The organism is Vallitalea guaymasensis (assembly GCF_018141425.1).
Taxonomy (GTDB): Bacteria; Bacillota; Clostridia; order Lachnospirales; family Vallitaleaceae; genus Vallitalea; species Vallitalea guaymasensis.
Genome location: NZ_CP058561.1, coordinates 742,245 through 755,220 on the forward strand (window position 1 = coordinate 742,245; position 12,976 = coordinate 755,220).

The window sequence follows — 12,976 nt, forward strand, 5'->3', positions numbered from 1 at the left end:
ATAATTATTTCATTATTATCGTTAAAATTATCTTTAATTATCAACTATTATCTTTTATATTGTTTTTTTATCATCTTCGCTGTTTCCATTTAACACCCTCTTTACTATTGTCTACAAAAACGTCATATTTTTACGATATTTTGTCAAATTCTACATTCGTATGAGTCTCTGTTCATATATTACATAATTATAACATTTATTATTCTGTACGTCAAACTTTTGTAACATTTATTTGTAATTTTTTTGTAATATTTATATAAACTAACAAAAATAAACCTACATTAGTTTTTTATTCGCTAAAGTAGGTTTATACCTTTTACAAAAAATTTTATATTTTTTCTATTCCACTGTTATTTTGATATCATTTGCACTAAAACGAGAAGATCGAGCCTTGAGTATGATTTCACCTTTTTTTCCTGTTGTCTTAATCCAAATACCTATACATCCACCTATCAAACTTACTTTATCTGGTCCTATTATCTCAGCTGGACCTTCAACATCAAGCTCAATAAATTCGTTAATAAAAGGTAATATATTACCTTTTTGATCAACACATTTGTAAACAATCCTAGTAGTATCCCAATCACCACTTTTCAAGGTATCATCATCTGCTATACCTATTAATTCTGTGGCAATAGGATTCTTACAAAATTGTTTTTCAATTACTTCCTTATTACCTACATATCCAACAAATCTTACATCCCCCCAAGAACTGCCCCATGTACTTACATTAGCATCTATTATTACTGGGGGATGGACTAACCCTCTATAAGTCTCTTTATCAGGTAGATAACAATCAATATATTTATCTTCTATATACATTTCTACTTTCTCACAATTAGTATATACAATTATTGGAGATATTCCTCCTCCATCTCTTTCACCATTAGCCCAGATAGTTGCAGGCTCAAGCACAGGTTCTACTTCTGGGTCTTTTTGTGAACGATATGTGGCAGCAGCCAATTTAGGTATACGGAACATATCCATTACGCCATGATAACATATTCTATCACCTGAACCGAAATCGTAATGGGTATTATAATCAAATGCACACCAGCATATCAAGCCACTGATAGTACTATCTAAATACGTTTCATTATGAGCATTGATATGTCTGTTTGCATGATTTATAAGTCTTTCTTCTTTATCAAATCTTTTAGTAGGATAAGTATGCCCTATTTTCTCAGTGACCATATAAGGAACCAGATGATCTAGACCAGTTATACTTTGCTGTCGTCTCTGATGTATATCAAAATCATTCATAGTATAAACATCTTCCAGTAATTCACTATCAGATATACATCTTATTCCACCTGTTTGCCTAGTAATATCTAGATTATGGGCTATCTCATTAGTTTTTACATAGAAATCATGGTCATCCCTTGATTCATTGATTCTAACCCCCCATATGATAATGGAAGGATGGTTATAATCTCTTGTAATCATCTCTCTTACATTCTCACAAGCAACCTCTTTCCAAGCTTCATCTCCGATATGCTGCCATCCTGGAATCTCTTCAAGAACCAATAATCCAATCTCATCACAACGGTTCAAGAAATGTCTTGATTGTGGATAGTGGGAAGTTCTTACAATATTAAGCCCTAAGTCTTTTAGTATCTCTGCATCTTTTTCTTGTGCTCTTTTTGGCATGGCATAGCCTACATAAGGAAATGCTTGATGACGGTTAAGCCCAACTAAATTAAGATGTCTATTATTAAGATAGAATCCATTCTCTGTAAACTCTACTGTTCTAAAACCTATTCTTTCTTCACGTTTATCTATGACTTCATTGTCTTTCTTTAATAAAATTGACACATTATATAGATTAGGACTATCTATATCCCATAACTTTATATTAGTCAATCCATTGAGGGATATTGTCTTTACAGTATCACCTATACTAACTTCTATATTCTTTTCTATTGTTCCTAATACATTATTTTCTTCGTCCAACAATTTTATTTCTACTATTATATCAGCTGATATCTTACTGCTAATATAAATATCTGTTTCTAATGTCTTATTATCACTCAAAACATCTTCAGTACGAATGAATGAATGACTAATATGTATATCATCAACTATTCTTAATGTAACTTCTCGATATATTCCCCCGTAGCATAGATAATCTATTGTATGTCCAAAAGGAGGTATATCATTTCTTTCTGTAGAATCTACCATTACTGTCAATACGTTATCTTCATTAAATAATACTTTATCCGTGATGTCTATTGAAAAAGGTGTATACCCACCTTTATGCTCACCTACATATTCTCCGTTGACAAAACATTTTGCATAAGTCATTACACCTTCAAAATCAATAAATAATCCATTCTTAATGTATTTATCTTCAATAGTGAAATGTTTTCTATAGCATGAAACAAATTGGTAATCTTTCTCATCAAAATAATTATACGGTATAGTCTTATTAGCATGTGGCAGCATCACATTATTGAAAGAGGAATCATCATAGTTCCTTTCAATGAATTCTTCCTCAAACCTTGCAGTATATAACCAGTCGTTATTGAATGATATATCTTTATGCATAATATCTCCTCCCAAAATATAATATTTCTTGCTGATCTTTAATTTCTTACATATATAAGATACAAATATATAACTATATTAATAATATAGCAAAGATATATTTCCTTGTACATCTAATAATATTATGGTATATATAATTATATGAAACTATATTATTATATTATGAAGAGGTGATTTCTTATGCAACAGACATTCTTCCCAATGATATTGGATAAAGATGCTAAATTACCCATTTACTTAACATCAGCAGGTTGTGAATTCCATCAGGATAGCATTGACCGTAGATATGGTTTTTCTTCATATCATTGGATTCAATGTTATGAGGGGAAAGGCGAGGTAACAATTGGTAATGACAGTATTATATTAGAAAAAGACATGGGTATGATTATATACAAAGATGAACCTCATCATTATCGTCCTTTATCAGAAACATGGCTTACTGATTGGATTACTTTTGATGGATTTGCTGTGAAACAACTGCTGAATTCCTTGGGGTTCTATAAATCTAACTATTATTATATAAAAGACATAGACCTAATAAGGCAAAAAATTATTAACTGTATCGAAACTGGTGATTCTTATAATAACCATAATCAACTGTCTGTAATGAGCTATGATTTTATAATGTCATTACCTGATTACATCATACATAAATCTTCCCCTTTTCAATTATCTAAAATGGCTATAGTCATTGAATATATCAATGAAAATTATTTTAACACTCTTACTATAGATACCTTGGCATCACTTATTGATGTAACACCTCAATATCTATGCAGAATTTTTATTGAAAGCACTAAAAAAAGACCCTTTGAATACATTAATGGGGTCAGGATACAAAAAAGCAAAGAATTAATGCTGAATACCAGTCTGAGTATAAGTAAAATAGGTAAACAAGTAGGCTTTGAAGATGCAAGTTATTATGGTAAATGGTTTAAAAGAATAGAAAAAGTCACCCCAGGTGCATTTAGAAAACATTATAAGGGGTGATTTTTAGATTGAATCTCAATTAACTTCAAAACTATCAATACATTCAATTGGATTAGTACAATTCATAATCTGAGACATAATGCACATTCCTTTTGCCCCGGTTTTAATTATATCCTTTTTTTTATCACTAGTTATACCTCCTATTGCAAATACAGGTATAGATGAGATATGACATACTTCTTGCAAAAATGATATACCTCTTGGTGGAACCCCTTGTTTGCAATCAGTAGGAAATATGTGTCCCGCAATTATATATGAAGCACCTAACTCCCCAGCTTCTTTAGCTTCAGCCAATGAATGAACAGAAGCACCTATATTAGTAAATTGACTTAATCGATTCTTATTTGTCCTAAGAGCAGACATTGATAGATGAATATTGGAAATACCTAGTTTCGTAGCTGTTTCTATATTATTATTGATTATCAACTCTACATTACTATTATTACATATTTCTTTTATCTTCAAAGCTAGACATTCATATTCAGATCTATCCATATCCTTTTCCCTTAACATTATCGCATGGGGTTTTCCTTCTGCTATCTTATTTATTCTCTCTATAAAATTATCTCTACACAATTTTCTATTAGTTACACAAATAAGCATACTCTTTCTCCTAAACATAGATATAATCAGTATATACTGGCTGTAAGCCTCTATCAAGAATCATATTGTGGATTTCTTCTACATCTCGTGGGTCGGAAATCTCAAATTGTTCATCACCTTTTTCTTCTTCCCCATGACCTCCAACACTAACCTTTACACCTGCAGATATCTTGGTTGCTGCCATTCCAATAACATTGTTACGAAAACCTGCTCTCTCCCTTGTAGAAATGGTTATACCTGCAAATGGCATGAAAATACGATGAGCTGTCATTACCTGTAGAAGCTGTTTTTCGTGAACATCATTAGGGTTATTATCAGCATTATTGATATAAGGTCTTAGCCTAGGGGTTGAAAATGAAATTTCTGCATAAGGATACTTCTTCTGTACAAAATACGCATGTAATCCTGTAGCAAAAGCATCTTTTCTAAAATCATCTATACCTAATAATGCTCCAAATGATACTCCTCTCATACCACCTAACAAAGCTCTTTCTTGTGCATAAAATCTGTATGGAAATATTCGTTTCGAACCACTTAAATGAACCTGTTCGTACTTATCTGTATTATAGGTTTCTTGGTAAACTGAAACAAAATCGGCACCACGTTTATGTAAGTAAGCATATTCTTCTGTATTAAGAGGATATATCTCTATTCCAACTGCAGAAAAATATTTTGCGGCTAATTCTACGGCACCTCCAATATATTCTACACTAGAAGTACTACGGGATTCACCTGTCAATAACAGAATCTCTTTCAAACCAGTGGATGCAATATTTTTAAGTTCTTGTTCTACTTCTTCTAATGTAAGCATTCCTCTCTGAATTTTATTCATACAGTTGAACCCACAATAAACACAATGATTTTCACAGTAGTTTGATATATATAAAGGAGTAAACATGGTTACAGAATTACCGAAATATTTTTTTGTATTCATAGTAGCTTTTTTTGCCATATCTTCTAAATAGGGCATAGCTGCTGGAGATAACAAAGCCCCATAATCATCTATTGTAATCATGTCTTTCTCCAGTGCTATCTCAACGTCTTTGGAAGTATACATATGATAATCGTATTTATCTACTATTCCCAATACTTTTTCCATTAAATCTGAATCTATGACATCCATTCCTTCTAAATATTCCATGTGGTTTACTTTTTCTCTATTCATAATAATCAATCCTCCAAAAATCCAGTTAAAGGACTAGAAGCTTCCGCTTTATTGTTCAAAACTCTTCCAAGTCCAGCTAAGTAAGCTTTACGTCCTGACCTTATTGCAAGTTTAAATGCTTCTGCCATTGTATATATATCAGAAGCGGTAGCAATCGCTGTATTACACATAACTGCATCAGCCCCCATTTCCATTGCCTCACAGGCTTGTGATGGACGGCCTATACCTGCATCTACGATAATTGGTACATCTATTTCATCAATTAATATCTTTATAAAATCTTTTGTGCAAAGTCCTTTGTTACTGCCGATAGGTGAACCCAAAGGCATGATAGTTGCTGCACCAGCATCTACTAATGCTCTTGCTACATTTAGGTCTGGATACATATAAGGCATTACAACAAAACCTTCCTTTGCAAGAATTTCAGTAGCTTTTATGGTTTCATAATTATCTGGCATCAGATATTTTGAATCTCTTATTACCTCTAACTTTATGAAATTACCACATCCAATTTCTCTTGAAAGTCTTGCTATCCTTACTGCTTCAGAAGCATTTCTAGCACCAGAAGTATTAGGCAATAATGTTATACCTTCTGGTATATGATCCAATATATTTTCTTGCCCACCTACATTAGAGCGTCGTAAGGCAAGAGTTATTATCTCTACATCTCCCTTATTTATAACTGCATCTATCATATCCAAAGAAAATTTACCTGAACCCAATATAAATCTTGAATCAAATTCGTGTTCTCCTATTATTAATTTATCATTCATTTTATACATCCTTTCCTATATATCATTTATTCCTAGTAATAATCTTAGTATCATATTAGCTTGATGCCCTGCACATATATTCACTCTTGGAGCCATTAGCCCTTGTCCGATTTTTGCTTCACTCTGTAAATCACCACATACATATAATCTTTTCATAGGATTGATTGTCTTGATTATATTGGAACTGCCATAACCTGCCATACCAGAAGCTGCAACAATCTTCACGTCATCCATCTCTTCCAAAGCTACGTTAACAAGTGTTGATTTTGCCTCAGGCTTATCAAAGGCTTCACAAATAATATCATATCCATTAAAAAGCTCATAAACATTATCTATAGTTACTTTTACAGTCTTAATCTGTACTTCTATATAAGGATTGATTTCTTTTATCTGCTGTTTTAGCGCTTCTGTCTTAGGCATACCTAAATGACTGATATTATAACACTGGCGATTTAGATTACTTGGTTCAACAATATCAAAATCTACAAGGAGTACTTCTCCAATGCCCGTTCTTGCAAGCATGATTGCAATGTTAGAACCTAATCCTCCTAATCCAGCTATAGCCACTTTACCTTTTTTAATCTTTTTATGTACATTAGGAGTATGTCTAGCCATTAGCATACTCTCTAGCTCATCACTATTAACCATAGCACCTTTTGTTATGATACTAAGTGTGTCATTCTCTACTAACTTTTTATCTTCTTCTATTTGATAACCGTTGAAAATTACAATATCATCTTCATTTCCAATCTGGTTTCGTAATTGGAATGCAGTAACTACATCTGTATTAATCCTTTTACCGTTAACTGTTATCTTCATATATCAACCTCCTCCAACAAAGCTGACAATTTCCAAGGTATCATTATTCTTGAGCATGATATTTCTATATTCTATCTTAGGAACAATATTACTATTATGTTCAACAGCAATCTTGGTAATATCATAATTATTGTTAACCAAGAAATCATATAAATTTATATCCTCATCAAGCTTAATATCAGTTCCATTAACTCTCATTTCTTCACTTCCCTTATGTTTAATTCATAAAAAAAAGCATAAAATGGAGATTTACACCCGCGGTGGTGTACCCCATTTTATGCTTAATAATTACGAACCATATTTTATTAACTAGTATTATAGATTATTTTATAGATTTAGTCAAGCTGCTTTTTCAGATGCTCCAGCTCTCAGCCCTTTCACGTATTGTCAAGAATCTCCTGTAAATACCCTCTTGTTTATATAACTGCTCATGAGTACCTTTTTGGGCTATATTTCCATTGTCAACAACTAGAATCTGGTCTGCATTTTGTATTGTAGCAAGTCTATGAGCAATGATGATGATAGTCTTTCCATGGGTCAATGAACTTATTGCTTCTTGAATATAGTGTTCATTCTCTGGATCAACACTAGCTGTAGCTTCGTCAAGGATAACAATAGGAGCATCTTTCAGAATTGCTCTAGCAATAGAAATCCTTTGTTTTTCCCCTCCAGATAGAGAAGAACCGCCCTCACCTATCATAGTATCATACCCATTAGACAAATCCATAATAAAATCATGACAACAAGCTTTTTTTGCAGCTTCTTTGATTTCGGCATCTGTGGCACTTGGATTACCAAATCTTATATTATTTTTTATAGTATCATGAAATAGATAGACATTTTGAAATACCATACTCATATTAGATAGAAGGCTGTCACATGTCAATTTTCTTATATCAACTCCACCAATAGATATCTTTCCTGAATTAACATCATAGAAACGGGCTAGTAAACTACATAATGTAGTTTTTCCACTTCCAGATGGACCGATAATCGCTGTTGTAGTATTTTGTGGAATATTAAACGAAACATCATTTATAATGTCTTTATTATCATAAGCAAACCTTACATGGTCAAATCTTATATTATATGAGGTTAGTGCTATATCCTTTCCATCTTTATCTATAAAATCAGCGTTTTTCATTTTTTCTAACTTATTAAGGGTGTTATCAATCAACCTAAGTAAATGAGCAGCATCATTTACGCCTTCTACATTACTAAATATTGTGAAGGAAAATACACCAATCATCAACATTATAGGTAAATCCATTTTGCCATCCAATACAAGTCTTCCAGATATCAAAACAATCAATACTGACGCTAATCTTAATGATAATAGATGCAAACAATTATAAGGCACAAAATTTTTTTCAACCTTGATATTGATGCCTTTACTATCACTATATGATTTTTTTATTTTGTCAATTGCTACACCATCTTGTTTGAAAGCCTTTACTATATGCATTCCCCTGATATATTCTATTGTATCACTTGTCATATCTATCTGGGCTTTCTCTAGTATAGGTGCATTCTCTTTACACTTTCTACTTATTCCGTTTACAAATATAAAGGATAATATAGCTCCAGCTAAAGATATTAATGCTATTTCTATATTAAAAAAGGCTAAACATAAAATTGTAGCAATAATATTGATATAACCATTAACGACTTTATCTATCATTTTCATTCCTTGCAATTCAAGAACTGACAACTCACTTGTTAATGTAGCAGATACATCTCCTGTATTATTTTTGTTAAAATATCCTAGAGAAACCCTCTTGAGTACTTCACCAATCTTAATCCTCTGTTTTGCAGCTATCTCATATCCAACACTTTCTTGAGATTTAGCTCTTAGATAAGAGAAGTAAAAACGAAGTAATACTGTTAGGATAATAAATATCAGCATGGTAAAAGCAAGATTTTTTTCAAGAGTAATCTCACCTCTCATATCTTTTAATACTAAATCTAATGTATATCCAGTTGCCATTATAGGCATAGCTGAAAAAATAGTTACTAAAAAAGAATATACAAACCCGATGTAAAGAGATTTCTTATAATTGCCTGTCCATATAATTATACGTTTTATGGTTTTAAACATTATCTTATGCCTCCTTTTTTCTTTTAGTTGAAACAGTCCATGATTTTGAATTAATATGAGCATTCCACATATTAATATAAAGAGGGCATGACTTAAGTAACTCGCCTTGTTTACCATTACTTACAATATTTCCTTTTTCCATGACTATTATCTGGTCTGCGTCTTTAATAGTTGAGAGTCTATGTGCTATAACTAATAATGTTTTGCCTTTTGTCAATGCGGCTATGGATTTTTGAATTTTATGTTCATTTTCAGGATCGGTAAAAGCAGTTGCTTCATCCAATATTACTATAGGTGCATCTTTTAGGATAGCTCTAGCAATTGAAATTCTTTGTTTTTCCCCACCTGAAAGACATTTTCCAGCTGCTCCTGCATTGGTGTTATAACCATCTTCCAATTTACTTATGAATTCATCACAGCATGCAGCTTTTGCTGCAGCAAAAACCTCTTCATCTGATGCTTTTGGTTTCCCCAATCGTATATTTTCCATCAGGGAACAGTTGAATAAAAAGTTGTCTTGAGCAACATAGGTAATTGTATTTCCAAGTTGATTAAGAGGTATATCCTTTATATTGATACCTCCTATCTTGATACATCCTTCATTTACATCCCAAAATCTTGCAATTAGCCTTGCAACTGTAGATTTACCTCCACCTGAAGAACCAACAAGAGCAGAAAATGACCCTTCTGGAATACTTATATCAACATTAGATAATGCCATCTTTTCTTCTGTATCATCAACTCTTCCATAAGAAAATGACACATTTTCCAGTTGAATTGCATAATTCTTAAAGCTCACTGGTTCTTTTTTTATACTTAACTCTGGTAGCGTAAGTAACATATCAGCATCCCTAACAGAATATTCCATTGATTTTATATCATTTACAAAGATTGAAAACTTCATTAGTGGAGAAACTATTCCCATAGATAATATTAGACAAATAGTAAACTCTGATGGTGTCAGACTTCCATTAAGGTACAGTAATATACCAACAGGTAATGTTCCTAACATAGTAGAAGGTAAAACTGCACCTACAAAATTCAAGGATTTCCATGTACTTCTAAACCACCCAAGAGTGTATCCCTTGAATGAATCAACTGATTTAGTAAACTTTTCGTATGATGATGTAGATTGATTGAATGCCTTGATGACTTCAATTCCTTCTACATATTCCACAATAACACTATTAATATGATTATTAGCTTTCATATAATCATCATACTGTTTACTAAAAGTCTTCATCATTCTTTTTAGTACAATACCTGCAATTGGTATGGTTATCATAGAAGCTAACGCCATACGCCAGTCAATCATACATAAGAAAATGAATACTCCAATTGGTAATAATAGATTAGATATCAATTCTGGTATAGCATGAGCCAAAGGTATTTCTATGGCTTCTACTCTATCTACTATAATATTTTTCAGATTACCAATTTGTTCGTTCAGCACAGTTCCAAGAGGCGCTTTCATTAATTTATCTGCAATTTTCAATCTGATAGATTCTAAAATAGTGTATGCAGAGATATGTGATAAAGTTGTTGATATGCCATAAAATAGCACCTGCACCAAATAGCCTGCAATACTAATTATGGACCAAAATATAATTTTGTCCAAGGTTGGAGTCTCATCAATGAAAAGACATATAATCTTATAAACTCCAAAATAAGGTACTATACCGCCTGCAACACTAATTATTGCACATATAACAGATATGGTAATTTTCCCTTTACATCTTGATGCAAAAGAAAATAGCGTTTTCACCCAGCTTTTTTGTTTCATAATAATCTCCCTTCCAAAAAAAAATGTATTGGTTAAACTATTCCTTAACCAATACATATTATAGAGTGTCTCTATTAATTTTTCAGCTCTACATTGACTATTATGAACCATTTGGACAATTAAATTTCTCTCTTTATTTTTAGATTAAAATTAATATTATCGCAATCAGAAATTACTGTATCATTTTCAACTTGAATATTAATCATATTGTCTTTTCTGTCATAGTCCTTTGACATACCATCGTCATGATATAGCTTATATGATACACTATCATCAACATATCCTATCAACGTTAAATTATTAGTGTCCAACTTTTCTGTATTAAGTGCCGGTTCACATATAGGTATCAGGTGATTCTTTTTAATGAAGAATACTACCTCATCTAGAGATATGTCTATGTGATGATGTCCTTTTTGTAGAATTTCTTCAGTCAGTTTTCCGCCTTTGACCTTAACCTTCAACATATCTTCTGGAAGGTATACATATCTGCCTATTGCATTTTGCTCGTATACAGGTGTGACCATCATTCCTTCACCTACCATTAGTTGATCTTCAACATGTATTGCAAAGGAATCACTAGGATAATCAAATGCTAATGGCCTAAAATACATTTCGTCATTTAAAACAGCTTTCATATACTCACTATAGATATATGGAATCAACCTATATCTAAGGTCGATGATATTTTTAAAATCAACTGTTTGTTCAAACTGATAACATTCCTGTGGTCTTATAGAGCATGAATGATTTCTCATCAATGGAGTAAAAATTCCGAAAGCAAGCCAACGAAGTACCAAGTCCCTAGTTGTATTACAGCCGAATCCTCCTATGTCTGCACCTGAATAAAGGAATCCACACATATTCAATGATGGCATCATTTTGATATTCAATAATAAATGTGACCACCAAGAATTATTGTCTCCAGTCCAAATCCCTCCATATCTATGCATTCCAATATAAGAAGAACGAGAAAACATTAATATCCTTTTTTCAGGTACTAATCTCTCAAATGCTTCCCCTGCTGCTCTAGTCATATTATAACCATATAGATTATGAAGCTTATCGTGGCAAATCATCTCTCCGTCTACATTATGGTAGAATCTTTTATAATCATCTGGATTGTTTAATAGACCTTTTACAAGATTCTGGAACTCAAAATATGAATTTACATCTAGTTTATCCTCTTTATACTCTTCAATCTTGGAAAAAGCTTCACTCAATCCTTCATCGGAATAGAATATAGCAGGTTCATTCATATCATTCCAAAAGCCCTCAATACCTTTATCCAATAAGAATTTGTATTGTTCTCCAAACCACTCTCTAGCATCTTCATTCAGAAAATCCGGAAAATGTGTTCTTCCTGGCCATACACCCGCTACAAAATCAGTACCATCTTCTCTCTTACAAAAATAGTTTTTGGCTACACCTTCTTCATAGACATTATAGCCATCTTCTATTTTTACACCTGCATCTATAATAGGTACTAATCGTATTCCCTCTTTTTTCATATCAGAAACTAATTTTTCAAAATCAGGAAACTTATCAGTATCAACAGTAAAATCTTTATAATCCTTCATATAATCAATATCAAGATATATTGCATCCAAAGGAATCTCATTTTTTCTGTATTCATCCAATACTTTTCTTACATCTTCTTCATTTCTATATCCCCATCTGCTTTGCTGATATCCAAAAGCCCAATATGGAGGAATATAGCTTCTACCTATAAGCTGTCTAAATTCTTTTACTATATCATTGAGACTGTTTCCTTCAATATAATATAGATTGACATCTTTCTCTGGCATTGTTACTTTCAACTCATTTTGTCTAGTGTACCCAATATCAAAAGCTATTTTTTGAGGTGTATCAAAGAATAATCCAAATGTTTTTTCTCCAAGGATAATAATAAAATTATGTGCCCCATATAATGAAACCTTATCTTCCGTATGAACAGCATCATCTGTACAATTGCTTACGTATCTATATCCTCTCTTGTTTATTCCTCTTATGTTTTCACCTAGACCAAAAACAATATCATCTTTCATGTCATATGTATATGTGAAGCCTTCTGACAAATCTAATTTACCGTACTTAGGTGTATCATTTTCAATTGGCAATTCCTTAATGACAGCTTCTGTATTAAATGGATTACCATATATAAATCTCTTAATCATTTTATGTCTCCTTATGATAGTCAT

General features: G+C 32.1%; 10 protein-coding genes. 1 reads left to right on the forward strand and 9 read right to left on the reverse strand.

All coding sequences use genetic code 11. The features are described 5' to 3' along the window. Nucleotides 1–339: 339 nt before the first annotated feature. Nucleotides 340–2,547 (reverse strand): glycoside hydrolase family 2 protein, encoded by a 2,208-nt coding sequence (locus HYG85_RS03330; protein WP_212692277.1) that lies wholly within the window; start codon nt 2,545–2,547, stop codon nt 340–342. A gap of 180 nt (nt 2,548–2,727) precedes the next feature. On the opposite strand from HYG85_RS03330, the gene HYG85_RS03335 reads away from it, so the two are divergent. Next, nucleotides 2,728–3,537 (forward strand): AraC family transcriptional regulator, encoded by an 810-nt coding sequence (locus tag HYG85_RS03335; protein ID WP_212692278.1) that lies wholly within the window; start codon nt 2,728–2,730, stop codon nt 3,535–3,537. 15 nt (nt 3,538–3,552) lie between these two features. Here HYG85_RS03335 and HYG85_RS03340 read toward each other — a convergent pair whose 3' ends face one another. The 8 genes from HYG85_RS03340 to HYG85_RS03375 form a co-directional block, all read right to left on the reverse strand. Beyond that, a complete protein-coding gene (locus HYG85_RS03340; RefSeq protein WP_212692279.1) occupies nt 3,553–4,140 on the reverse strand; it encodes a thiamine phosphate synthase in 588 nt (195 codons plus the stop codon). 10 nt (nt 4,141–4,150) lie between these two features. Continuing rightward, nucleotides 4,151–5,305 carry a 2-iminoacetate synthase ThiH gene (gene thiH, locus HYG85_RS03345; protein ID WP_212692280.1) on the reverse strand — a complete coding sequence of 385 codons (1,155 nt, stop codon included), beginning with the start codon at nt 5,303–5,305 and terminating at the stop codon, nt 4,151–4,153. Between the two features lie 5 nt (nt 5,306–5,310). Continuing rightward, a complete protein-coding gene (locus tag HYG85_RS03350) occupies nt 5,311–6,087 on the reverse strand; it encodes a thiazole synthase (protein WP_334300179.1) in 777 nt (258 codons plus the stop codon). A gap of 6 nt (nt 6,088–6,093) precedes the next feature. After that, on the reverse strand, nt 6,094–6,897 hold the full coding sequence (gene thiF, locus HYG85_RS03355) for a sulfur carrier protein ThiS adenylyltransferase ThiF (protein WP_212692282.1): 804 nt from the start codon (nt 6,895–6,897) through the stop codon (nt 6,094–6,096). Nucleotides 6,898–6,900: 3 nt separating this feature from the next. Further along, nucleotides 6,901–7,095 (reverse strand): sulfur carrier protein ThiS, encoded by a 195-nt coding sequence (gene thiS, locus HYG85_RS03360; protein WP_212692283.1) that lies wholly within the window; start codon nt 7,093–7,095, stop codon nt 6,901–6,903. 154 nt (nt 7,096–7,249) lie between these two features. Continuing rightward, the gene (locus tag HYG85_RS03365) at nt 7,250–8,995 is read right to left on the reverse strand and encodes an ABC transporter ATP-binding protein (RefSeq protein ID WP_212692284.1); all 1,746 of its coding nucleotides are present in this window, start codon (nt 8,993–8,995) and stop codon (nt 7,250–7,252) included. Between the two features lie 4 nt (nt 8,996–8,999). After that, complete coding sequence (locus HYG85_RS03370) at nt 9,000–10,778, reverse strand: ABC transporter ATP-binding protein (RefSeq protein WP_212692285.1); 1,779 nt, start codon at nt 10,776–10,778, stop codon at nt 9,000–9,002. 119 nt (nt 10,779–10,897) lie between these two features. Further along, nucleotides 10,898–12,952: a glycoside hydrolase family 31 protein gene (locus HYG85_RS03375; RefSeq protein ID WP_212692286.1), complete on the reverse strand. Its 2,055-nt coding sequence runs from the start codon at nt 12,950–12,952 to the stop codon at nt 10,898–10,900. Between the last annotated feature and the right edge of the window lie 24 nt (nt 12,953–12,976).